This window comes from Allobosea sp. Leaf344, from assembly GCF_001426225.1.
Taxonomy (GTDB): domain Bacteria; phylum Pseudomonadota; class Alphaproteobacteria; order Rhizobiales; family Beijerinckiaceae; genus Allobosea.
This window is the reverse complement of record NZ_LMRT01000009.1, coordinates 449,518-472,367: the sequence shown is the minus strand read 5'-3', so window position 1 is coordinate 472,367 and position 22,850 is coordinate 449,518. Positions and strand designations below refer to the sequence as shown.

The window sequence follows — 22,850 nt, the reverse complement described above, 5'->3', positions numbered from 1 at the left end:
CCTCAGGCCTCGTCGAGCCCGATATCGACCGCCGGGGCCGATTGGGTGATCTTGCTGGTCGAAATATAGTCCACCCCGGTCTCGGCGATGGCGCGGATCGTGTCGAAGCGGATGCCGCCCGACGCCTCGACCTTGGCGCGCCCGGCGATCAGCGCCACGGCCTCGCGCATCGTCGCGACGGGCATGTTGTCGAGCATGATCACGTCCGCCTCCGCCTCGACGGCCTGCCTGACCTGGTCGAGGCTGTCGCATTCGACCTCGATCTTGGTCAGCACCGGCAGGCTGCGCCGGGCCCGCGCTACGGCGGCCATGACGCCACCGCAGATCGCGATGTGATTATCCTTGATCATGACGCCGCCATCGAGCCCCAGGCGATGATTCAACCCGCCGCCGCAGGTCACCGCATGTTTCTCGAGCATGCGCAGGCCGGGGGTCGTCTTGCGGGTGTCTATCAGCCGCGCAGATGTCCCCTTGATGACATCGATATAGCGCGCCGTCTCGGTGGCGATGCCGGACAGGCGCTGCACGATGTTCAGCGCGGTGCGTTCGGCGGTGAGGATGCCGCGGGCCGGGCCCGACACCAGCAGCAGCGTCGCGCCTGCCTCGACGCGGTCGCCATCGGCCGCGGCGAGTTCCAGCGACAGCGCCGGCTCATAGCGCCTGAACACCGCGGCCGCGACCTCGAGCCCCGCCACGACCATCGGCTCGCGCGCATTCATCCGGAAGGCGCCGGTCTCGCTCGGCTCGATCATGACCTGCACCGTCAGATCGCAAGAGCCGATATCCTCCGCCAGCCAGAGGTCGATCAGCCGCTCGGTCGTGAAACGGTCATACATTCTGGCGCCCCGGCGGCTCCCTCGGGTGGCGGAAGGCAGGCGCAGCCGGGGAGCGATCGGATCGGGCTGGCCTGGAGCTATGTCGTTTGTATACCAACGATGATCAGGGTGGGCTGCGCTGTCAAGAGCCGTGCACGTCACGATGCCAGCGTAGCCCTCGCGCCTTCACGCCAGGACGCGCGAGATTAGGTTTTGCAGAGTTTGCCTCATTTTTCAGTGCGATGCCCAGGATTCAGGCGCAGGCTGACGCGGCCGGAGATCGCCATTGACAACTCGTTTCTACACCAACAAACTCGCCTGACGGTGCGCGATGCGACGCGCCGCCACGGGGCGGCAACGGCCTCCGGAGGTTTTGCATGCAAGAGCCTGCTACGGCTGGCCCCAGGATCGGGCGCGCCGCGGCAGCCCGGTCCGATCGGCGAGCATGGCGCGGCCGGCGCCCGAATCCTGGGGGAGAGCGTGTGATGAAGCGGTTTGCGATCGCGGCGATGCTGGCTTCGGGGCTGGCGGTGGGGACCCTGCCGGCGCTGGCGCAGAGCGGCGGGCTGAAGAAGATCACCCTCTCCGGCGGGTCGGTCGGCGGGGCCTGGAGCGCCGTCGGCACGGCGATCGGCGAGACGATCCGGCGGGAATCGCCCGGGGTGTCCTTCGGCTATGAGCCGGGGCGGGAAGCCGCCAATATCCAGCTGGTCTCGCAGGGCAAGATCGAGCTCGGCATCGCCCATGCGCAGCTCGCCAAGCGCGCCCAGGCCGGCGAGGAGCCGTTCAAGGCGCCGGTGACCAATCTGCGCGCGCTGGCGCTGATCGATCCGATGGCCGCGGTCCAGATTCTGGTGCGCGAGGATTCCGGGATCGACAGCTTCGAATCCGTCCTCGCCGCCAAGAAGCCGGTCCGGGTCGTGCTCAACCAGCGCGGCACGCTGATGGCCGTCACCGGCGAGGAGGTGTTCAAGGCCTATGGCATCACCGCCAGGGATATCGAGGGCTGGGGCGGGCGCATCCATCATGTCGACTACAATGCCGGGCTGGAGATGATGAAGAACGGCCAGGCCGACATCATCATCAACATGCTGGCCTTTCCCTCGGGTCAGATCAACGGCGCGACGCGCGAGATGAAAGTCAGGATGCTCGGCATCAGCCCGGCCGCCAGCGCCAGGCTGAACGGTCTTCTCGGCACGGCGGGGATCACCGTGCCGGCGGGCACCTACCCGTTCCAGCCGGCCGAGATCGCCACCATCACCGGCAGCGTGGTGCTGTTCGCCTCGGCGGAGATGAAGGACGAGGATGCGGCGACGATCGTCGAGGGGATGATCAAGCACTTCCCCTATCTCAAACAGGCCCATGCCATGCTCGCCAAGCTCGAGCCGGCGGATCTGGCGCGGGTCCAGCCGCTGACGCTGCATCCGGGGGCGGAACAGGCCTATCGCAAGGCGGGCCTGCTGAAATAGCGCCGCCCCGTCCCCGCCGCGAGAGCCCGATGAGGCCGCCATGCTGACGCTGCTCCGCCGGCTCGCGCCGGGCCAGTCCCGGGTCCTGCCCGCCGCCGAACAGGGTTTCGTCCATCTCGTCGGGGCGGCGACCGGGCTTCTGCTGCTGGCGATGGCCTTCGGCTGGTATGTCCCGCGCGAGATCGCGCTGTTCCTCTTCCTCGGCGCGGTGCTGAGCCTCGCCTTCCTGACCGCGACCGGACATCCGGGGCGGTCGCGCGGCCGCTCCTGGTGGGCGATCGCGCTCGCCGCCCTGTCGCTCGCGGCCTGCGCCTATTTCATCGCGATGCGGCCGGTCCACGAGCTGCGGCTGCCGATGATCGACGAGCTGACGCCGCTCGACATCGCGGCCTCGATCCTGCTGATCCTGCTGGTGCTGGAGGCGACGCGGCGCTGCATCGGCATGACGCTGGTGACGCTGGTCCTCGTCTTCCTGGCCTATGCGGTGCTCGGCAACAGGCTCACCGGCGCCTTCGCCCATCGCGGCTTCACCACCCAGGAAATGGTCGATCACCTCGTCTTCTCGACCAATGGGCTGTTCGGCCCGGCGCTGGAGGTGGCGGCCTTCCTGGTCTTCGTCTTCGTGGTGTTCGGAGCCTTGCTAGACCGGTTCGGCGGGGCGGATTTCTTCTACGAAATGGCCAACAGCCTGGTCGGCCGGCAGGTCGGCGGGGCGAGCAAGGTCGCCGTCGTCTCCTCGGGGCTCTACGGGTCGATCTCGGGCTCGCCCACCGCCGATGTCGTGACCACCGGCTCCTTCAGCATCCCGCTGATGATCCGCACCGGGACGAGCCGGACGCATGCCGGCGCGATCGAATCCGCGGCCTCGACCGGCGGGGCGCTGCTGCCGCCGGTGATGGGCTCGGCCGCCTTCCTGATGACCGATTTCACCGGCATTCCCTATGCCTCGATCGTGCTGGCGGCGCTGGTCCCGGCGCTGCTCTATTATCTCTCCGTTTTCCTCGCCGTGCATTTCAAGGCGCATCGCGACGGGCTGAAGCCGATGTCGGAGGGCGAGACGCCGCGGCTTCGCGACGTGCTGACGCGTCACTGGATCTATCTGCTGCCGATCGGCCTGCTGGTCTGGGGCGTGCTCAGCCTGAACCGGCCCTCCTTCGCCGGCGCCATCGCCTGCGCGGCGCTGCTGCCGGTCGCGATCCTGCGCGAGCGCTCGCCGCTGAAGCTGGTCAAGGCGCTGTTCTACGGGCTGAGCGACGGGATGAAGGGCATGATCGGGGTCGGTGTCGCCTGCGCGATCGCCGGGCTGGTGGTCGGGACCCTGTCGATGACCGATCTCACCGGGAAGATCAGCTCCGGCCTGTTCGTCATGGCCGATGGCAACCCGCTGCTGACGGTCGTCACCGCCGCCTTCGTGATCATCGTGCTGGGCATGGGCATGCCGACGCCGGCGGTCTACGCCCTGTCGGCGGTGCTGGCGGCGCCGGCGCTGATCGCGCTCGGCATCGAGCTCCTGCCGGCGCATCTCTTCATCGTCTATATCGCCTCGATGTCGGCGATCACCCCGCCCGTGGCCGTCGCCGCCTTCGCCGCGGCCTCGATCGCCCAGGCGAACCCGGTCAAGATCGCGGTCCTCGCCTGCCGCATCGCGATGGTCGCCTTCATCCTGCCCTTCGTCTTCATCTATCACCCGGCTTTGCTGCTGGTCGGATCGGCCGGGACGATCCTGCTGTCGGTGACGCTGGTGGTGGCCGGGGTGGTGGCGCTCAACGCGGCGCTGGAGGGCTATTGCCTGGTCAGGCTGGATGGGCTGAGGCGCGGTCTGCTGCTGGCGGCGGGGCTCGCCCTGCTGCTGCCCTCGGATGCGATGCGCATCGCCGGCATGGTGCTCTTCGCGGCGATGATGCTGTGGCTGCTGGCGAACCGTCGCGCCTCGCGCTCCGTCGCCGTGGCGGGCTGAGCGCGGAAGCCCTGCCGCCGCGAGAACCAGTTCAGCGGATCAGCTTCGACACCGGGCGGAACTGCGGATGGCTGGCGCTGCGCAGCCATTCGAACACCACCATCTCGGTGGTGACGATCTCCGCGCCGTGACGCTGCATGCGCGTGATGGCGGCGGATTTCGACTCCTCCCGGCGCGAGCCCACCGCATCCTGGACGAGATAGACCCGCCTGCGGAAGGAGAGCAGGGTGATCACCGTCTGCAGCACGCAGACATGCGCCTCGCAGCCGCAGACGACCAGGTCGCGCTCGCCCGCCAGGGCGGCGAGGAAGGCGGGTTCGGCGCAGGAATCGAAGCTCATCTTTCTGATCACCGGGCCGCTGCCGGCGAGTTCCGGCACGGTGCCGCCGAGCCCGTCCGGATTCTGCTCCGTCATCAGCAGCGGCAGGCCGAGGAGGCCGGCGGCATCGACCAGGCGGCGCGCATTCTCGAGAACGCGGCCCCCGTCATGGATCGCCGGCATCAGCCTGGCCTGGACATCGATGATGACGAGCGTCGCCTGGCTCGGGCTGATCAGCGGCATAAGCGGTGCCTTCGGCTGCGGGGACGCCATCATGGCACAGAGTGGCGGCCGCCGCACCTGGCTCCCGGCCGGCACCGCGGCGCCTCGCATGGAACCCGGGTGACGCGCGGTCGGTTACCTCCCGCCTCGGGGGTGACATGCGGTTCTTCAGACGACGATGGGTGATTGCTGGGCTCGCCGCCGTGGCCGGCGCCGCGGCCGCGCTGCTCGTCGCCAATCTGGCGCCGGAGCCGCATGAGCTGCAGGAGCCGCTGCCGCATCACCTGGCCTCTTCCGACCAGCAGTTCCGCCTCTCGATGGGAGCGCTGTTCGGCTCGAATTTCATCCCCGGCAACAGGCTGGATTCGCTCGTCAATGGCGAGGAGATCTTCCCGGCGATGCTCGATGCGATCGGCAGCGCGCGCAACACCATCACCTTCGAGACCTATATTTATTGGGCCGGCGACATCGCCAAGCGCGTCGCCGATGCGCTGGCGGCGAAGGCGCGCGAGGGGGTCAGCGTCAAGGTGCTGCTCGATTGGGTCGGCAGCCTCCCGATGGAGGAGGAGCTGGTCAAACGAATGCAGGCGGCCGGGGTCGAGGTGGTGCGCTTCCGCCCGATCCACTGGTACACGCTCGACAAGATCAACAACCGCACCCATCGCAAGCTGCTGATCGTCGATGGCCGCATCGGCTTCACCGGCGGGGTCGGGATCGGCGACGAATGGCTCGGCGATGCGCGCAACCCGCAGGAATGGCGCGATAATCACTATCGGCTGGAGGGGCCGGCGGTGGCGGAGCTGCAGGCGGCCTTCGCCGAGCACTGGATCGAGGCCACCGGCGAATTGCTGATGGGCGATCGCTTCTTCCCCGCCATCGAGCCGGTGGGAGAGACCGGCGCGCAGATCGTGGTGAGCTCGACGCATCAGCGCAACGTCATGCATCTCATGCTGATGACGGCGCTGGCGGCGGCCGAGACGCGGATCCGCATCGCCACCCCCTATTTCGTGCCGGACGAGATCGCCCGGCAGCAATTGCTGGCGGCCCGGCGGCGCGGCGTCGAGATCGAGGTGATCGTGCCCGGGCCCGAGACCGATGCGCGCCTCGTCAGCAAGGCCTCGCGGCATTACTGGGGCGAGATGCTGGAGGCCGGGATCCGTATCCATGAATTCCAGCCGACGATGTACCACGTCAAGCTCGTCACCATCGACGGGCTCTGGGCCTCCGTCGGCTCGACCAATATCGACGAGCGCGCGCTGCGGCTGAACGACGAGGCCAATATCAACCTCTACGACCGGGCCTTCACCGCGACGCAGGACCGGCTGTTCGAGGCCGATCTCGCCCGTTCGAAACCCTATTCGCTGGCGCAATGGCAGGCCCGGCCGCTCTGGCAGAAGGCCTCGGACTGGATGGCGAGCTGGCTCAGCAGCCAGATCTGATCCGCGCCGCGCGAGCGAGAGGGGGGCGGTCCCCGATCGCGGTCACCAGCGATAGGAGAGGGTCGCCTTGCCGGCATAGCCGCTGGTCTTCCTGGCGAATTCGCCGTCGAAGGAGGCGGCGAGCGAGAGCCCATTGCTCCAGGCGGTTTCGGCGGAGGCGCCGACGAGCGCCTTGTTGGCGGGGCATACGCGTTTGGAGATGCTACACAAGCCAAATCCTGGTTGACAACTTCCCCGCCAAGTCGGTCATGCTGACCATGACCACGGCGCCGCTGCGGAGCGAGGAAGGCTCCTTAACGCATCGATCGCAGTGTGCGACGGCCACGAGGAGCCGGCTATGGCAGAAACCACTATCGAATGGACCGACGCAACGTGGAACCCGGTTGCGGGCTGTACCATCGTTACTGCCGGCTGCACGAACTGCTACGCAATGCGGATGGCAGCCCGATTGGAGGCTATGGGTGTCGAGAAGTATCAGGGTCTAACTCGCAAGAGTGGCAGTCGCCGTGTGTGGACCGGCAGGCTGTTTCTCGATGAGCACGCTCTACAAGTCCCGCTGAGGTGGAAGAAACCGCGCCGCATCTTCGTAAACAGCATGTCAGACCTATTTCATCAGGACGTGCCAAGCGAATTCATACAGCGCGTCTGGCAGGTCATGAAGGCCACTCCACACCACACTTATCAGATACTGACCAAACGCCCCGGGCGGATGGCAACAGTCCTGCAGTCGGACGGCTTTTCTGTGCTACCTAACGTGTGGCTTGGCACCAGTGTCGAAGACGACCGCGTTCTTTCCCGCCTCGACGATCTACGCCGCGTACCGGCGGCGATCCGCTTCGTGTCGTTTGAACCGCTAATCGGCTCAGTCAAGAAAGCAGACCTGACCGGCATCGGTTGGGCAATAGTCGGCGGCGAAAGCGGCCCCAGCGCTCGGGTCATGCAGACCGATTGGGTCGACGAGATAGAGCATGCTTGTCGCCGTGACGGAGCGGCATTCTTCTTCAAGCAATGGGGAGGGGTCCAGAAGAAGCGGACCGGCCGTACCTATCGGGGCCGCCTCTGGGATGAACTGCCCGAATTGAGGATATGACGCGCGATCCGTGTGCCAACGGCTACAGCCTTCGGCGCCGGATTGGCCATGGCAAAAAACAGAGAGGCAAGCGGGGCTCCCCGGCCGTTGTAGATGCGGCTCGGAGGAAGTACCGCGCCTTTGAATACTGACTGGAGGCGCCGCTGCACATATGCTTCGATGGCGTTCACGTCTGCCGTCCGTACGCGCGTCGCTTCATCTTCCATCAGACCAAACATATCGGACGGCCTAGGGATGGGCTGATACCAATCCTGTTCCCAGTCCGTGGTGCCGAGCACCGAGTTGAGCATCGCGCGCTTCGTTGCGTCGATCCGAACCTGCTCGCGAGCAGCCTGGCGATACAAGCCCATTAGCGGGAAGAAGCACCACAGGTCTATGGCCTGTGTCCCCGCGACAGCCTCGATAGTCTGCCAGTTCACCTCCATGCCATACGGATCGAGGAACAACAGGCCCCGCATCCCCTTCGGCATGGTCGCCGACCCATGCCACGGCAATCCGCGACAGAGCTTCTGAACAACCTCGTTCGCATCACCTTGGGCCAGCTTCACCTGCTGATCCGGGTAGCTTTCGCGCAGACGCTCAAGAGCAGCGAACCGCCCCGCATCCTTCTCAACCAGAACCATCACCTCAAACGGAGGCTTCGTCTCAAACGCAAGGCGAGCTGATCCTGCGACGGTCACCGTCTCCGGCTCCGCACCCGGCTCCGCAAAAAGAGGAAGGGTGGGCCGAGTTTCCACGCGACCGCCCGAACCTGCAAACGCATCGATATAGGCAAGCACGAAACCCTGATCCTTCAGAGCTGTCGTGTAGGTGGCCATGTACTGGCCAAGCTTGTTCAGCTTCTCATCGGTATGGCGTCCGCCAAAACGATGTTGCTCATCTGCCGACATCGCGGTGCTCCGGCTCACGCGAGTAGAAATAGGTAGGGCACGTTTGGATTGTGCGTTCAACCCTCCGCCATGCGATGTCCACAGCACAAACCTTTGCGTCGTGCTTATGATACTTTCGGAATCTTGCTCGGAGCCGCATCCAACATGTTCCGAGCCTCGTCTTCCCCAGCGGAGGTCAGCTCTGACCGCGCATTCATCGTTTTATTCGAGCAGGATGGCGCCGACCAGCCGGGTGATGACGGCCGCGTTGGGGAAGATGTTGAGACGTCGATCCTGCGCTTGATCTCGCCGTTAAGGCGCTCCAGCGAATTGCGCAGAAATTTGGCGTCCCGGAAGGGATTCGAACCCCTGACCTACGGTTTAGGAAACCGTTGCTCTATCCTGCTGAGCTACCGGGACGCACAGCGTCGCTGTCTATCATGCCGCCTGCCGCGGTTCCAGAGGCTGGCCGCGAGGAAAGTCGGCGCTTCGGCAGCCGGGCGCGGCGGGGCGTCACCCCGCGAAACGGGTGGGGGAAGGCCGTGGGAGCGTTCCAGCCAGGCATCATCGCCAAGCGGCTCGCCACGCTGCTGCTGCTGCTGGCATGCGGGCCGGTCGCGGCTGCTCCCCCCTGTCCGGCCGGCGGAGGCGGCGCCGATGGCGAGAGCGAGGCGGTGCGGCTCGCGGGTGTCGATGCGGCCGGAGACCCGGTTCTGGCCGATGGCCGCGTGCTGCGGCTGGTCGGGATCGCGCCGCGCCAGGACGATGAGGAGGATGCGCGGTTTCGCGCGGCGGTGGAGGCGTGGCGCGGGCGCGCGTTGCGGCTCCTCGTACTCGGCCCTCCCGATCGCTGGGGCCGCCTGCCCGGGCGCCTTCTCGCCGATGCGCCGGCCGACGCTGGCGGGACGGCGGGCGAGGAGGTCGGCGCGGCGCTGGTCGCTGCCGGTGCGGCGCGGCGGCTGGCGGAGCCCGGATCCACGCCCTGTCAGGAGCCGGAGCGCAGCGCCGGGGAGCCGGCCGCGCTTCGGGCCGGCCAGGGCCGCGCGGCGGCGGCCGCGCCGGGCGATGCGGTGGATGGCCATGATATCGCCGCCTTGAAGGTGCAGGCGGGCAGGATCGTGACGCTGACCGGCCGGATCGCCTCGGTGGGGGAACGGTCGCAGCGCACCTATCTGAACCTGTCGCGGCGACGCGGAGAGGCGGCTTCGATCGTGATGTCACGCAGGCTCTGGCGGGAAATGCAGCAGGCCGGCTGGACCGCGGCCCGGCTGGACGGTAGAGCGGTCAGGGCGGAGGGCATCCTGTCCGGCCGGGACGGGCTGCTGCTCGAAATCACGGCGGTTTCGGCTTTGAATGTGATCGACTGACCCAGCATGCTGTCGTTCCAGCCTTTTGCGGTGCGAGATCTCGCCCGACGCCTGGCGGCGCTGGCGCTGCCGGCCCTGCTGCTGCTCGGCTGCACCAGCGACCAGAGCGCGCTGCTGCCGAGCTCGGCCGAGCTCGCGCCCCGCGTCAGCCCGATCCAGCGCGCCTCCGATCGCGAGCATCTGCGCCTGCTCGAGGCGTTCGGCGGGGAGTATCGCGCGCCGGTGGCGCGGGCGGCGCTGGAGACGATCGTGCAGAAGCTCGCCGCCGCCAGCGGCGGCCAGATCGGCAGCTATGAGATCACCATCCTGAATTCGCCGGTGGTCAATGCCTTCGCCCTGCCGACCGGCCGGCTCTATGTGACGCGCGGGCTTTTGGCGCTGGCCAACGACAGCTCCGAGATCGCCTCGGTGGTGGCGCATGAGATCGCCCATGTCACCGCGCAGCACGCGGTGCAGCGGGCGGAGCGCGAAGCGGAATCGGTGCTGGTCAGCCAGGTCGTGTCGCAGGTGCTGAACGATCCGGTCGCGGGCGCGGCGGTGCAGGCGGGCTCGAAGCTCTCCCTCGCCAAATTCTCGCGGCAGCAGGAGCTCGCCGCCGACCAGATCAGCGTGCAGAACATCGCGCGGGCCGGGTTCGATCCCTATGGCGCCGGGCGCTTCCTGGCGGCGCTCGGCCGCAACACCGCTTTCCGCAACGCCTCGCAGGGGCAGAGCGCCGAGGGCCGGCGGCTCGACATCCTCTCCAGCCATCCCTCGACGCCGGAGCGCGTCGCGGCCGTCACTGCCGCCGCCCGGCAGATCGGCGCGCCCGGCATCGGCGAGCGCGATCCGCTGCGCTGGCTCTCGGTGGTGGAGGGGATCGCCTATGGCGACGATCCGCGCGACGGCATCGTGCGCGGCCGGAATTATGTGAACAGCGCGCTGCGCATCGCCTTCACGGCGCCGGACGGTTTTCAGCTCGAGGCGGCCCGCGACATGGTGATCGGCGTCAGCGCCAATGGCGCCCAGGCGCTGCGCTTCGATGCCGTGACGATCAAGCCGGAGCAGACGCTGGAGGCCTATGTCGCCTCGGGCTGGATCGACGGCGTCGAGACCAGCGCGGTCGAGAAGCTCGAGATCGGTGGGCTGCCGGCGGTGGTCGCCACCGGCAAGGGCACGGATTGGAGCTTCCGCCTGGCGGCGGTGCAGGCCGGCAGCCGCGTCTATCGCTTCATCATGGCGGCGCGCAGCGGCTCGGATCCCGAGCGCCCGCTGCGCAGCGTGATCGCCAGTTTCCGCAGCCTCAGCCCCGGCGAGGCGCAGGCGGTCAGGCCGATGCAGATCAGGCTGGTCGCCGCCGCTCCGGGCGACACGCCGGCGAGCATGGCCGCGCGGATGGCCGGGCAGGAGCGCGCGCAGGAGCTGTTCATGGTGCTGAACGGGCTGGATCGCGGCCCGCTCGTCCCCGGGCAGCGCTACAAGATCGTCGCGGACTAGCGAAGACCCGCTGCGCCGCTCAGATCAGCGCGGCGGCGCCCTGGGGGTGGCGGTCGAGCAAGGCGCGCTTCAGCTTCTCCAGCGCGCGGTTCTCGATCTGGCGCACGCGCTCCTTCGAAATGCCGAGCCGGTGGCCGAGCGCGTCGAGGGTGCAGGCCTCCTCGACGAGGCGGCGCTCGCGCACGATCCGCAATTCGCGCTCCGAGAGCACGGCCAGCGCATCCTGCAGCCAGGCCAGCCGCCGGTCGCTGTCGATGCCGTTGCCGACGGTCTCGTCCTGCAGGACGCCCGTATCCGGCAGCAGATCCATGCGCTCGGCGCCGGATCCGTCATCCTCGCCGATTGGGGCGTTGAGCGAGAGGTCGGGGCCCGACAGCCGCGCATCCATCGAGGCGACATCGGCGCGGCTGACGCCGATGCGCGCCGCGATCGCCCCATAGGCGGCGTCGCTCATCCGCTCCTCGCCGCCGCGCGTCAGCCTGGCCCGGAGGCGGCGCAGATTGAAGAACAGCGCCTTCTGGGCCGAAGAGGTGCCGCCACGGACGATCGACCAGTTGCGCAGGATGTAATCCTGCATCGAGGCCCTGATCCACCAGGTCGCATAGGTCGAGAACCTCACCTCGCGTGCGGGTTCGAAGCGGGCGGCGGCCTCGAGCAGGCCGACATGCCCCTCCTGGATCAGATCCGCCAGAGGCAGGCCGTAATGCCGGAAGCGCGTCGCCATCGCGATCACCAGCCGCATATGGGCGGAGGTTAGCTTGTGCATCGCCGCCTGGTCGCCGAGGCCGCGCCAGCGCTGCGCCAGATCCTGCTCCTCCTCGCGTTCGAGGAAGGGCGCCGCCATCGCGGCCTTCACGAAATTGCGATCGACGCCTGCGATCTCACTCATGATCGCCTCCCTTGGCTATGCTGGCCTCGGCTTGTTCAGGCCTGTCTACGGCGGCGATCCGCGACCGGATCACCCGCCGCTGCGCGATGGAGGTGCGAATGGCGCTGGATCGGCGGATCGTCGAACTCTACGACGAATACACGCACAGGCCGCTCGACCGGCGGGTGTTCATGAACCGGCTGATCCTGCTGGCGGGGTCGACGGCGGCTGCGGAGGCGGCGCTGGCGCTGCTCGAGCCGAATTACGCCCAGGCGCAGCAGATAAAACCCGATGACGAGCGGCTGCTCGCCGCGCGGCTGGAGCAGAGCGTCGATGGCGTGATGCTGAAGGGCTATCTGGTCACGCCCCGTGCCCAAGGCAGGCGGGGCGGCGTGCTGGTCATCCATGAGAATCGCGGCCTCAACCCGCATATCGAGGATGTGACGCGGCGGATGGCGCTGGCGGGTTTCATGGCGCTCGGCCTGGATTTCCTGACGCCGCTCGGCGGCACGCCCGCCGATCCCGATGCGGCGCGGGCGCTGTTCGGACAATTGCCCACCGCGCAAGTTGTCGCGCAGGGGCGCGCGGCGCTGAAGCTCCTGGCACAAAGGCCGGATGCGACCGGCAAGACCGGAGCGCTCGGCTTCTGCTGGGGCGGCGGCGCGGTCAACGATCTCGCCGTGGCGGCGCCGGAGCTCGCTGCCGGCGTCGTCTTCTACGGGCGCTCGCCCGATCTCGCTCTGGTCCCGCAGATCAAGGCGCGGCTGCTGATCCAGCATGCGGCGCGCGACACCCGCCTGGTCCAGGCGCTGCCGGATTACGAGACGGCGCTGAAGGCGGCCGCGATCCGCCACGAGATCATCGTCTATCCCGATGTCGACCATGCCTTCCACAACGACACCAGCAGCGAGCGCTACAATGCCGCTGCCGCCCGCCAGGCCTGGGAGAAAGCCGTGGCGTTCCTGGCGGCCGAGATCGGAGCCGCCTGAGGGCGCCGCCCCGCCCGCTGCATCCGCGCCGGCGCGGGTTCGCCGCCGCCGCGAGTCCGGCCTCTCGTTTCCCGGGGAAAAAGCCTTACATAGGGGCTCCGGGTCCGCGCGCCCGCTGAGACTTCGTGCAAAGGGCCGCCGATGCCACCACGCCTCGTCCCGACAGAGAAATCCGCGCGGCCAGCCGCGCCGGCCCGTGAGAACGAATCCCGATTCTGTCGGAGTCAGCGATTCGGGCCCGCTTCGTTCCGGACTCGTTCTGTTCTCTGAAAGCTCTGGCGGGGCTGCTGCGCGGGGACGAGCCTCCGTCGCCTGCCGCCCTGCATGATGATCGGTCGCGTTTCGTGTCAGCACCTCCCGCCTTGCCGTTCCGTTCCCTGCCTCCCGCCGCCCGTGCCAACGGGGTCACGGCGGTGCTGGGGCCGACCAATACCGGAAAGACCCATCTCGCCATCGAGCGCATGGTCGCCCATCCCACCGGGATGATCGGGCTGCCGCTGCGCCTGCTGGCGCGCGAGGTCTATCAGCGCGTGGTCGAGAAGGTCGGCGCCGATGCCGTAGCGCTGGTCACCGGCGAGGAGAAGATCAAGCCGGCGCGGCCGCGCTTCTGGGTCTGCACCGTGGAGGCGATGCCGCGCGACCTGGCCGTCGATTTCGTGGCGATCGACGAGATCCAGCTCGGCGCCGATCTCGATCGCGGCCATGTCTTCACCGACCGGCTGCTGAACCGCCGCGGCCGCGCCGAGACGATGCTGATCGGCGCCGGCACGATGAAGCCGCTGATCGAGAAGCTGATGCCGGGCGTCAACGTGGTGACGCGTCCGCGCCTGTCGCAATTGCTCTTCGCCGGTGACAAGAAGATCACCCGGCTGCCGCGGCGCTCGGCCATCGTCGCCTTCTCGGTGGAGGAGGTCTACGCCATCGCCGAGCTGATCCGCCGGCAGAAGGGCGGCGCCGCGGTGGTGCTGGGCGCGCTCTCGCCGCGCACCCGCAATGCGCAGGTCGAGATCTACCAGTCGGGAGACGTCGATTATCTCATCGCCACCGATGCGATCGGGATGGGGCTCAATCTCGATGTCGACCACATCGCCTTCGCCGCCGACCGCAAATATGACGGCCACCAGTTCCGCCGGCTCAACCCGGCCGAGTTCGGCCAGATCGCCGGGCGGGCCGGGCGGCATCTGCGGGACGGCACCTTCGGCACCTCCGGCCGCTGCCCGCCCTTCGACGCCGAATTGACCGAGGCGATCGAGAGCCATCGCTTCGAGCCGGTGCGGCAGCTGCAATGGCGCAATACCGACCTCGATCTGCGCTCCGTCCAAGGGCTGCTCGACACGCTCAACCTGCAGCCGAGCGAGCAGGGGCTGACCCGGGCCCTGATCGCCGAGGACATGACCACGCTCGAGATCCTGGCCAAGGACCCCGACATCAAGGCTCTCGCCCAGGGCAGGCCGGCTGTGGAACGGCTCTGGGAGGTGTGCGGCCTGCCCGACTACCGCAAGATCGCGCCGATGCAGCATGCCGACCTCGCCTCCACTTTGTATCTGCGCCTGATGCGCCATGGCCGGCTGGATATCGACTGGTATGCCGCGCAATTGGCGGCGCTCGACCGCACCGATGGCGAGATCGATACGCTGTCGGCGCGCATCAGCCAGGTGCGGACCTGGACCTTCGTCGCCAACCGCCCGGACTGGTTACCTGATCCTGAGCATTGGCAGGGGGTTGCGCGTCTAGTAGAGGACAAGCTGTCGGACGCTCTGCACGAGAGGCTCGCCAGCCGGTTTGTCGATCGGCGGACGAGCGTGCTGATGCGTCGTTTGCGGGAGAATGCGATGTTGGAGGCTGAGGTCACCACGGCGGGCGATGTGCTCGTCGAGGGCCAGCACGTCGGAATGCTGCAGGGTTTTCGCTTCACCGCGGACCCGAAGGCCGGCGGGCCGGAAGCGAAGGCCTTGAACATGGCCGCGATGAAGGCGCTGACCAGCGAGATCGAATCGCGCGCGGCGCGGGTTTCGCTCGCCGGGGACGATGCTTTCGTGCTGTCGCATGACGGGCTGCTGCGCTGGGTGGGCGAGCCGGTCGCGCGGCTGGTCGCCGGCGAGAAGGCGATCGAGCCGCGCCTGCGCCTGCTGGTCGAGGAGCATCTCGCCGGCCAGGCCCGTGAACAGGTCGAGGCGCGGCTGCAGCTCTGGCTGAAGAGCCACATCACCAGGCTGCTCGGCCCGCTGCAATTGCTGGAGGCCGCGCCCAATCTGACCGGGATCGCCCGTGGCATCGCCTATCAGGCGGCCGAGGCGCTCGGCGTGCTGGAGCGCGCCAAGGTCGCGGAGGAGATGAAGGCGCTCGATCAGGAGGGCCGCTCGGCGCTGCGCCAGCTCGGCATCCGCTTCGGCGCGTTCCATCTCTACGTCCCGGCGCTGCTCAAGCCGGCGCCGCGGGCGCTCGCGGCCCAGCTCTGGACGCTGAAACATGGCGGGCCGGAGCTGGCCGGGCTGGACGACATCGCCCATCTCGCCGCCTCCGGCCGCACCTCCTTCCCGGTCGACAAGGCCATTCCGAAGGGGCTCTATCGCGCCGCCGGCTACCGCGTCTGCGGCGAGCGCGCGGTGCGCGTCGACATCCTCGAGCGGCTGGCGGATCTGATCCGGCCGGCCATCGCCTATCGTCCCGGGCTGACCCAGGGCACGCCGCCGGCCGGCGCCGCCGATCAGGACGGCTTCGTGGCAACGGGCGCCATGACCTCGCTGGTCGGTTGCGCGGGCGAGGATTTCGGCTCGATCCTGCGCTCGCTCGGCTATGTCTCGGCCAAACGGCCGGGCCCCGCGATCACCGTGCCTCTGGCCGCACCGGCCAAGCCGACCGCAGCGCCGGAGGCCGCGGCCGATCCCGCCGCGGCGCTGAACGAGGCCGGATCCGCCGAGACGGCATCGGCCGAGACGGCAACCCCCGAGGCCACGCCTGCCGAGGCCGCGCCTGCCGAAGCTAAGCCTGCCGAGGCGGGCGAGCTCGCGCCGGAAACGGCCGATGCACCGATCCTGACCGAGGCCGAGATCGCGGCCGAGGCACCTGCCGAGGCTGCTGCGGAGGCTCCTGCCGCCCCCGAGCCCGTGCCGGCCGACATGCTCTCGGCGCTGAAGCCGGCGCCGGAGGAGGCCGTGGCCGCCGAGGAGGCTGCGGTCGCGGGTGAGGCCCAGCCCGCCGCGCCCGAAGCGACCGCCGCGCCCGAAGCGGCCGCCGCGGCCGAAGCGACCGCCGATGCCGAGACCGCCTCCGTGGCGGGCGCGGCCGCCGCGCCGGCGGAGCCGGAGCTGATCGAGGTCTGGCGCCCGCACCGCCATCAGGGCGGCCGCCGTCCGGAGGCGGGCCAGCGCGGCCCGGGCCGCGACGGCGCGGCCGGCGAACGTGCGCCCGGCGGCCGTCGTGGCGATCGTCCCAATCGCGGTCCCAGGCTCGGCGGTCCGCGCCGGGATGAGACGCCTGCCGTCGCAGCCGCGCCCGGCGAGGCTGGCGCAGCCGCGCCACGGCCCGAACGCGAGCCGCGGCGCGATGAGCGGCCCCGCCAGGGCCAGCGCGGCCCGCGGCCAGATCAGGGCCAGGGCCGTCCCGAGCAGGGGCGCGGCCCGCGTCCCGATTTCAAGCGCGATGGCCGCCCCGGCGGACCCAGGCGCGACGAGCGCGGCGCCGGCGAGCGCTTCCAGCCGCCGCCGCGCCCGGTGAACCGCGAGCCGGATCCGGATTCGCCTTTCGCCAAGCTGGCGGCGCTGAAGGCGCAGCTCGAGGGCCGCAAACCTTGAGCTGTCCCGCGCGTTGAGGCGGCAGGGGCGGGGATGCGGCCCCGCTGCGGGGAAGGCAGCATTTGCGACAGGATCGTCAGCGTCTCGACAAATGGCTGTGGTTCGCGCGCTTCGCCCGCACGCGGGCAGCGGCCGTCAGGCTGATCGAGGACGGGCATGTCCGTGTCGAAGGCCGCAGGGTGGAGGCGCCCGCTCACGCGCTCAAGCCGGGCGATGTGCTGACGCTCGCTCTGCCGCACGCGACGCTTGTGGTCAGGCTCGTCGGGCTGGGAGAGCGGCGCGAGGCCTATGAGCTCGCCAGGCTGCTCTATGTGCGGCTGGATGGGCAAGACAGCGGCGATGCGTCGCTTGCGCCTGATGGGAGCGAAGCCTAAACTCGTTTGTATGCATATGAATTTGCCGAAGTGAGGCGGCAAAGTTCGGGCTTGAATCGCGAGCGGCCCGGGGCTTTATGGCAGGCTCGGGCGTGTCGGAAGGACTGGACGGCTATGACGTATGTGGTCACTGAGAACTGCATCAAGTGCAAGTACATGGACTGCGTCGAAGTGTGTCCGGTCGATTGCTTCTACGAAGGCGAGAACATGCTCGTCATCCATCCCGATGAATGCATCGATTGCGGCGTCTGCGAACCGGAATGCCCCGCCGAGGCGATCAAGCCCGACACCGAGCCGGGCCTGGAAAGCTGGCTGCAGCTCAATTCGAAATACGCCTCCTCCTGGCCGAACATCACCCAGAAGAAGGAGGCTCCCGCCGATGCCAAGGCCTTCGACGGCGTGGCCGGCAAGCTCGAAGCGCATTTCTCGCCGAATCCGGGCGAGGGCGACTGAGCCCATCATGCGGCAGGCGCAGAGCCGCCAACCGCATGATGCAGGCCGGGGCGCCGGCCTCCGCGAATCGGCTTTACCTTTGATTCGCCGCGTTTTTTGTGCTATACAATCGGCCCAGTCGCCGCTTTCCCGCATGCCCCAGCGAGGTTGTCACAAATCGGGGCTCCCTAGCTATCGCAATGCTGCAGGCCACCGGCCTTTCCGCCGGAGCGTCTCAGCCTTGTTGCGTGGCCGGAGGCAGGAGGCGCGGCTGAGGGAGCGTGGGCCGGTGGAGTCGATCCGCCTGCCCGGGCAGAGATCCCCGGGCCATCCCGGCCGGGGGGCAGAATCGTGAGGCCGCGCAAGCGGCCCGACCAGGAGTCGTAACGGCATGTCCACGGTGAAGAAAGCTGTTGTGCGCCAGGGGTTCAAGACCGGCGAATTCGTCGTCTACCCGTCCCATGGCGTCGGCCAGATCACGGCGATCGAGGAACAGGAAGTCGCTGGCTTCAAGCTCGAGCTGTTCGTGGTCAGCTTTGCCAAGGACAAGATGACCCTGCGCGTCCCCACCGCCAAGGCCGCCAGCGTCGGCCTGCGCAAGCTCGCCGATGCCGATTCCGTCACCAAGGCCCTGACCACGCTGACCGGCCGCGCCCGCGTCAAGCGCACCATGTGGTCGCGCCGTGCCCAAGAATACGAGGCGAAGATCAATTCCGGCGATCTCGTCGCCATCGCCGAGGTCGTGCGTGATCTGTATCGGTCCGAGGCGCAGCCGGAGCAGTCCTATTCCGAGCGCCAGCTCTATGAGGCCGCCGTCGACCGGATGACCCGCGAGATCGCCGTGGTCGACGACGTCACCGAGACCGAGGCGCTGAAGAAGATCGAAGGGCAGCTGGCGAAGTCGCCGCGCCGCGCCGCCAAGGGCGAGGCCTCCGAGACCGCCGATGGCGATATCGAGAGCGACAATGACGACATCGCGGAAGAGGCCGCCTGAGCGGCGCGAAGTCTTCCATTGAATGAAAAAACCCGGCGGGCGACCGCCGGGTTTTTTTGTCGCGCGCGCGGCTGCGGACCGGCCGGGGCCGAACTCTCAGCCTGTCAGGCGAAGCAGTCGGCCAGCACGTCCGCCGCCTCGTCGGGCGCCTCGACATGGACGAAATGGCCGGCGCTCTCGCAGAAGGTGACCTCGGCCTGGTCGAAATGCTCGTCGACGAAGGCCGCCCATTCGGATTTCAGGATCGGGTCGTGGCGGCCCCAATGCACCCGCGTCGGCTGATGGATCCGGACCGAGGGCGTCGGATGGCCGTCGATGGCGGCGATGCGCAGGGCGTTCTGGCTGCGATACCAGTCGAAGCCGCCGCGCAGATTGCCGGGCTTCATGAAATTATCGACCCACATCTCCAGCGCAGGGGCGAAGGCATCCTTGCGATGGCACCAATGGGTCAGGAAATGCTGGAGATAGAGGCTGCAGGTCTCGCGGCTGGCACCGACCAGCGCTTCCGCCAGCGGCAATTGCTGAAAGGCCTGGTACCAGACCTCGTTGACATGGCCGTCATGGACCCAGCGGCCGCCGACGGTCTGGGTCGGGCAGTTGAAGAAGAGCAGCCGCTCGACCAGCTGCGGATAGCGCCGCGCCATGGCCTGGGCCGCATAGGCGCCGACATCGTGCCCCACCACGCCGATGGAATCGAGGCCCAGCGTCGCGACCAGTGCCGCCATGTCGTCGGCATGGGCATGGGCGCCGACATCGGCCCGGGGCATCGGGGATTTCGCACTGTCGCCGAAGCCGCGCAGATCCGGCGCGATCAGCCGGAATTCGCCGTGGAGCCGGTTCATCAGGGGCAGCCAGGTCGCCCAGAATTCCGGCCAGCCATGCAGGAGCAGGACGGGCGGGCCATCGCCGACTTCCGCCACATGCAGCGTCGTGTCGCGCACCACGATCTGGCGATGCCGCAGTCCGGGCGGCAGGCTGAAATCGCTGGTCAATGGAGGGCACTCCGAGGCGGCTGGCTGCATCGACCGGGAGCATGCGCCCGTCGCTCGCGCTCGGAGGCGGCTCTGCTACCGGGGTCGAGGTGACGCTCCGGCAGCTACGCCCGAATCCCCCGACTCCGTCTCGAGGCTAGACCCCGACGAGTCCCCGCCGCAATCACCTGCGCGAAGCCGGCAGGCGCCGGCGGCGGGTTCTCCACAGCGAAGGGCGGGGCCGGCTCACTCCGCCGCCAGACGCGGCGGCGGATGGCCGGCCAGCGCCTTGGCACTGGCCTCCCCCGGGGATTCCTCGTGGATCGGCTCCCAGGTCGATTCATCCTCGGCCTTGCTGAAGAAGCGGCCGAACAGCCAGGCGGTCAGCTTCGAGAGATCGTCCATCACCGCGTAGAAGGACGGCACGAAGACGAGGCTGAGCACGGTCGAGACCAGAAGGCCGCCGATCACCGCGATCGCCATCGGCGAGCGGAACTCGCCGCCATCGCCGAGCCCGGCCGCGGATGGCAGCATGCCGGCCGCCATGGCGATGGTGGTCATCACGATCGGCCGCGCCCGCTTGCGCCCCGCTTCCAGCAGTGCGGTGGTGCGCGGCTTGCCGCGCGCCTCCTCCTCCACCGCGAAATCGACGAGCATGATCGCGTTCTTGGTGACGATGCCCATCAGCATCAGCAGCCCGATATAGACCGGCATCGAGACCGGCTTGTCGGTGGCCAGCAGGGCCAGCACCACGCCGCCGAAGGAGAGCGGCAGCGAGAGCAGGATGGTGATCGGCTGGAAGACCGAGCCGAACAGCAGGATCAGCACGGCGAAGACCAGCATCAGCCCCGTCGTCATCGCCGTGATGAAGCCCTGCACCACCTCGCCCTGGATCTCGGCATCGCCGGTGGCGGCGATCCAGACCCCGTCCGGCAGGCCGACCTCCTTGACGATCTCGTTGAAGGTGTTCTGCGCCGTGCCGAGCTCGAAGCCGCGCTTGAGATCGGCGCCGATCGTGGCGCGGCGGACGCGGTCATATCGGTTGATCGAGCTCGGCCCTTCGCCGAAGCCGATCTCGGCCACGGCGGTCAGCGGCACCGAGACGCCGCTGGCATTGCTGACGCGCAGCGCCGCGATGTTGCGGATATCGGTCCGAGCCGCTTCCTCGAGCTGCACGCGGATCGGCACCAGCCGGTCGCCGGCGTTGAATTTCGCGAGATTGGCGCCGACATCGCCGATGGTGGCGACGCGCACCGCTTCCGAGATCGCCTCGGGCGTGACGCCGAGATCGGCCGCGGCTTCGAGCTTCGGCGTGACCCGCAATTCCGGGCGGCTCAGCGAGCCGGAGGAGGCGACGTTGAGATAGCCGTCGACCTTGCGCATCCTGGCCTCGATCCGCGCCACCGCCTCGTCCAGCGCCGGCCCGTCCTTGGACAGGATCGAGAAGGCCATCTCGCGCTCGCCGCGCTCGTTGACATACCAGGCCCGCACATCCGGCACCGCCGCGAGCTTGTCGGCGATGACGACCTTGAGGTCCTTCTGCCGTGCCTGGCGCTCGGATTTCGGCAGAAGCTTGATGGTCACCGCGGCGCGGCGGATCTCGCGCTGGCCGGTCGGCGAGGAGCCGCCGAGCACGAAGACCTGGGTGACCTCGGGAATGGTGCGCAGCGCGTCGACGATCCGGTCGCTGGCGACGCGGGTATCCTCCAGCGTGGCGCCGGGCGGCAATTCGACGCTGGCGACGACACGGGAGGTGTCCTCGTCCGGGATGAAACCCGTGGGCAGCATCGCGGTCGCCTGGATCGAGCCCCAGAGAAAGGCGAAGCCGATCACCAGAGTGAGGTAGCGCACGCGCAGCGTGCCGCGCAGCAGGCCGACATAGCCGCGCATCACCAGCCCGTCCTTGGGGTCGGCGTGTTTTACCGGCTTCATCAGATAGGCCGCCATCATCGGCGTGATCAGCCGCGCGACCAGCAGCGAGAACAGCACGGCGACGGCGACGGTGAGGCCGAACTGCCGGAAATACTGGCCGGCGACGCCGCCCATGAAGGAGACCGGCGCGAAGATCGCCACGATCGTCAAAGTGATCGCGATGACCGCCAGGCCGATCTCGTCGGCTGCTTCCATCGCCGCGCGATAGGGCGATTTGCCCATGCGCATATGGCGCACGATGTTCTCGATCTCGACGATGGCGTCGTCGACCAGGATGCCGGTGACGAGGGTGATGCCGAGCAGGCTGACGAGGTTGAGCGAAAACCCCATCAGCTCCATCGCCCAGAAGGTCGGGATCGCCGAGAGCGGCAAGGCGATCGCGGTGATCAGCGTGGCGCGCCAGTTCTTCAGGAACAGGAACACGACGATGACGGCGAGGGCGGCGCCCTCCATCAGCGTCTTCATCGCCTCCTTGTAATTGCCATAGGTGTAGGAGACGGCGTCGTCGATCGACCGGATCTGGATGTCCGGATAGCGCTTGTTGAGATCCGCGATGCGAGCCTCGACCACCTCCTTGACCGAGAGCTCGCTCGAGCCCTTGGAGCGGAAGACGGCGAAGGTGACGACCGGCTGCTTGTCGAGCCGGCCGAAGGAGCGCGGCTCCGATGCGGCGTCCTCGACCCGGCCGAGCTCCTTCAGGCGCACCTCGCGGCCGCCCGACAGGATGATCTTGGTCTCGGCGAGGTCGGCGACGGTGCGGGCGCCGGCCAGCGTGCGGATCGCCTGCTCCTGCCCGCCGATCTCGCCGCGGCCACCGGCGAGGTCGACGTTTGTCGCGCGGATCTGGCGGTTGACCTCGCCCGCGGTGACGCCGAGCGCCAGCAGCCTGTCGGGGTCGAGCGAGATCCTGATCTCGCGGTCGACGCCGCCATAGCGGTCGATGCGGCCGACGCCCTTGAGCCCCTGCAGCTCGCGCGCGACGACGTCGTCGACATGCCAGGAGAGCTGTTCCAGCGTCAGCCCGGGCGAGGAGGCGCCATAGACCAGGATGGACTGGCCTTCGACGTCGATGCGCTGGATCACCGGCTCGTCGATGGTCCGCGGCAGGTCGGCCCGGACCTTGGCGATCGCGTCCTTGACGTCGTTGACCGCGCGGTCGGTGTTCACCTCGAGCCGGAACTCGATGACGGTCTGGGATTGGCCGTCGGTCAGCGTCGACATCACGTGCTTGACGCCCGTGATATTGGCGACGGCGTCCTCGACGCGCTTGCTGACCTGGCTTTCGAGCTCCGCCGGCGCGGCGCCCGATTGGGTGATCGTCACCGAGACCAGCGGCACGTCGATATTCGGAAAGCGGGTGACCGGCAGTTTCGAGAAGGAGAGCAGCCCGAGCACGCACAGCACGAAGAACAGCAGGATCGCGGGGACCGGCTTGCGGATCGAAAAGGCGGAGAAATTGATGTTCACGCGGCT

General features: G+C 68.3%; 18 protein-coding genes and 1 tRNA gene. 11 read left to right on the top strand and 8 right to left on the bottom strand.

Annotation, left to right across the window (positions count from 1 at the left end; translation table 11 throughout):
* Window positions 1-2 precede the first annotated feature (2 nt).
* Window positions 3-836 (bottom strand): carboxylating nicotinate-nucleotide diphosphorylase, encoded by an 834-nt coding sequence (nadC, locus tag ASG72_RS08260; RefSeq protein WP_056710910.1) that lies wholly within the window; start codon window positions 834-836, stop codon window positions 3-5.
* A 464-nt stretch (window positions 837-1,300) separates the two neighbouring features.
* Here nadC and ASG72_RS08255 point away from each other — a divergent pair, with 464 nt between their 5' ends.
* Both ASG72_RS08255 and ASG72_RS08250 read left to right on the top strand, forming a co-directional pair.
* Complete coding sequence (locus ASG72_RS08255; protein ID WP_056710908.1) at window positions 1,301-2,284, top strand: TAXI family TRAP transporter solute-binding subunit; 984 nt, start codon at window positions 1,301-1,303, stop codon at window positions 2,282-2,284.
* Between the two features lie 40 nt (window positions 2,285-2,324).
* Window positions 2,325-4,241, top strand: a complete 1,917-nt coding sequence (locus ASG72_RS08250) for a TRAP transporter fused permease subunit (RefSeq protein ID WP_056710906.1) — start codon at window positions 2,325-2,327, stop codon at window positions 4,239-4,241.
* 31 nt (window positions 4,242-4,272) lie between these two features.
* Here the strand turns inward: ASG72_RS08250 and ASG72_RS08245 are convergent, their stop codons facing one another.
* Complete coding sequence (locus tag ASG72_RS08245; RefSeq protein WP_056710904.1) at window positions 4,273-4,803, bottom strand: isochorismatase family protein; 531 nt, start codon at window positions 4,801-4,803, stop codon at window positions 4,273-4,275.
* Between the two features lie 161 nt (window positions 4,804-4,964).
* Here ASG72_RS08245 and ASG72_RS08240 point away from each other — a divergent pair, with 161 nt between their 5' ends.
* Complete coding sequence (locus tag ASG72_RS08240; protein WP_200939911.1) at window positions 4,965-6,221, top strand: phospholipase D-like domain-containing protein; 1,257 nt, start codon at window positions 4,965-4,967, stop codon at window positions 6,219-6,221.
* Between the two features lie 42 nt (window positions 6,222-6,263).
* Here the strand turns inward: ASG72_RS08240 and ASG72_RS20650 are convergent, their stop codons facing one another.
* Entirely contained in the window at window positions 6,264-6,431 is a 168-nt protein-coding gene (locus ASG72_RS20650; RefSeq protein ID WP_156395855.1) for a hypothetical protein, read from the bottom strand.
* A 127-nt stretch (window positions 6,432-6,558) separates the two neighbouring features.
* Here ASG72_RS20650 and ASG72_RS20285 point away from each other — a divergent pair, with 127 nt between their 5' ends.
* The gene (locus ASG72_RS20285; protein WP_082540205.1) at window positions 6,559-7,311 is read left to right on the top strand and encodes a DUF5131 family protein; all 753 of its coding nucleotides are present in this window, start codon (window positions 6,559-6,561) and stop codon (window positions 7,309-7,311) included.
* Here ASG72_RS20285 and tcmP read toward each other — a convergent pair.
* Window positions 7,266-8,201 carry a three-Cys-motif partner protein TcmP gene (gene tcmP, locus ASG72_RS08235; protein ID WP_056711092.1) on the bottom strand — a complete coding sequence of 312 codons (936 nt, stop codon included), beginning with the start codon at window positions 8,199-8,201 and terminating at the stop codon, window positions 7,266-7,268. The two genes, ASG72_RS20285 and tcmP, sit on opposite strands and share 46 nt — an antisense overlap.
* A 322-nt stretch (window positions 8,202-8,523) precedes the next feature.
* Window positions 8,524-8,600 (bottom strand) — tRNA-Arg (locus tag ASG72_RS08230).
* A 122-nt stretch (window positions 8,601-8,722) separates the two neighbouring features.
* Between ASG72_RS08230 and ASG72_RS08225 the strand changes: the two genes are divergently transcribed.
* Window positions 8,723-9,547: a hypothetical protein gene (locus ASG72_RS08225; protein WP_056710901.1), complete on the top strand. Its 825-nt coding sequence runs from the start codon at window positions 8,723-8,725 to the stop codon at window positions 9,545-9,547.
* A 6-nt stretch (window positions 9,548-9,553) separates the two neighbouring features.
* Window positions 9,554-11,023, top strand: coding sequence for a M48 family metalloprotease (locus ASG72_RS08220; RefSeq protein ID WP_082540186.1), 1,470 nt, complete (start codon window positions 9,554-9,556; stop codon window positions 11,021-11,023).
* Window positions 11,024-11,042: 19 nt separating this feature from the next.
* Here ASG72_RS08220 and ASG72_RS08215 read toward each other — a convergent pair whose 3' ends face one another.
* The gene (locus ASG72_RS08215; protein WP_056710899.1) at window positions 11,043-11,912 is read right to left on the bottom strand and encodes an RNA polymerase factor sigma-32; all 870 of its coding nucleotides are present in this window, start codon (window positions 11,910-11,912) and stop codon (window positions 11,043-11,045) included.
* Window positions 11,913-12,010: 98 nt separating this feature from the next.
* On the opposite strand from ASG72_RS08215, the gene ASG72_RS08210 reads away from it, so the two are divergent.
* The 5 genes from ASG72_RS08210 (at window position 12,011) to ASG72_RS08190 (ending at window position 18,474) form a co-directional block, all read left to right on the top strand.
* On the top strand, window positions 12,011-12,880 hold the full coding sequence (locus ASG72_RS08210) for a dienelactone hydrolase family protein (protein ID WP_244488738.1): 870 nt from the start codon (window positions 12,011-12,013) through the stop codon (window positions 12,878-12,880).
* A gap of 461 nt (window positions 12,881-13,341) precedes the next feature.
* Window positions 13,342-16,674 (top strand): helicase-related protein, encoded by a 3,333-nt coding sequence (locus tag ASG72_RS08205; RefSeq protein ID WP_082540204.1) that lies wholly within the window; start codon window positions 13,342-13,344, stop codon window positions 16,672-16,674.
* Window positions 16,675-16,736: 62 nt separating this feature from the next.
* Window positions 16,737-17,048: a S4 domain-containing protein gene (locus ASG72_RS08200; protein WP_056710895.1), complete on the top strand. Its 312-nt coding sequence runs from the start codon at window positions 16,737-16,739 to the stop codon at window positions 17,046-17,048.
* A 114-nt stretch (window positions 17,049-17,162) separates the two neighbouring features.
* Entirely contained in the window at window positions 17,163-17,501 is a 339-nt protein-coding gene (gene fdxA, locus ASG72_RS08195; protein ID WP_056710893.1) for a ferredoxin FdxA, read from the top strand.
* Between the two features lie 370 nt (window positions 17,502-17,871).
* Window positions 17,872-18,474: a CarD family transcriptional regulator gene (locus ASG72_RS08190; protein ID WP_056710891.1), complete on the top strand. Its 603-nt coding sequence runs from the start codon at window positions 17,872-17,874 to the stop codon at window positions 18,472-18,474.
* Between the two features lie 104 nt (window positions 18,475-18,578).
* Here the strand turns inward: ASG72_RS08190 and ASG72_RS08185 are convergent, their stop codons facing one another.
* A complete protein-coding gene (locus ASG72_RS08185) occupies window positions 18,579-19,466 on the bottom strand; it encodes an alpha/beta hydrolase (protein WP_244488737.1) in 888 nt (295 codons plus the stop codon).
* 225 nt (window positions 19,467-19,691) lie between these two features.
* Complete coding sequence (locus tag ASG72_RS08180; protein ID WP_056710886.1) at window positions 19,692-22,844, bottom strand: efflux RND transporter permease subunit; 3,153 nt, start codon at window positions 22,842-22,844, stop codon at window positions 19,692-19,694.
* Between the last annotated feature and the right edge of the window lie 6 nt (window positions 22,845-22,850).

Bases quoted from the DNA above. Each gene is read 5' to 3' on its own strand.
- ASG72_RS08255 (WP_056710908.1), top strand. From the start codon at position 1,301: ATGAAGCGGTTTGCGATCGCGGCGATGCTGGCTTCGGGGCTGGCGGTG.
- nadC (WP_056710910.1), bottom strand. From the start codon at position 836: ATGTATGACCGTTTCACGACCGAGCGGCTGATCGACCTCTGGCTGGCG.
- ASG72_RS08210 (WP_244488738.1), top strand. From the start codon at position 12,011: ATGGCGCTGGATCGGCGGATCGTCGAACTCTACGACGAATACACGCAC.
- ASG72_RS08190 (WP_056710891.1), top strand. From the start codon at position 17,872: ATGTCCACGGTGAAGAAAGCTGTTGTGCGCCAGGGGTTCAAGACCGGC.
- ASG72_RS08220 (WP_082540186.1), top strand. From the start codon at position 9,554: ATGCTGTCGTTCCAGCCTTTTGCGGTGCGAGATCTCGCCCGACGCCTG.
- ASG72_RS08245 (WP_056710904.1), bottom strand. From the start codon at position 4,803: ATGCCGCTGATCAGCCCGAGCCAGGCGACGCTCGTCATCATCGATGTC.
- ASG72_RS08250 (WP_056710906.1), top strand. From the start codon at position 2,325: ATGCTGACGCTGCTCCGCCGGCTCGCGCCGGGCCAGTCCCGGGTCCTG.
- ASG72_RS08205 (WP_082540204.1), top strand. From the start codon at position 13,342: ATGGTCGCCCATCCCACCGGGATGATCGGGCTGCCGCTGCGCCTGCTG.
- ASG72_RS20285 (WP_082540205.1), top strand. From the start codon at position 6,559: ATGGCAGAAACCACTATCGAATGGACCGACGCAACGTGGAACCCGGTT.
- ASG72_RS08215 (WP_056710899.1), bottom strand. From the start codon at position 11,912: ATGAGTGAGATCGCAGGCGTCGATCGCAATTTCGTGAAGGCCGCGATG.
- tcmP (WP_056711092.1), bottom strand. From the start codon at position 8,201: ATGTCGGCAGATGAGCAACATCGTTTTGGCGGACGCCATACCGATGAG.
- fdxA (WP_056710893.1), top strand. From the start codon at position 17,163: ATGACGTATGTGGTCACTGAGAACTGCATCAAGTGCAAGTACATGGAC.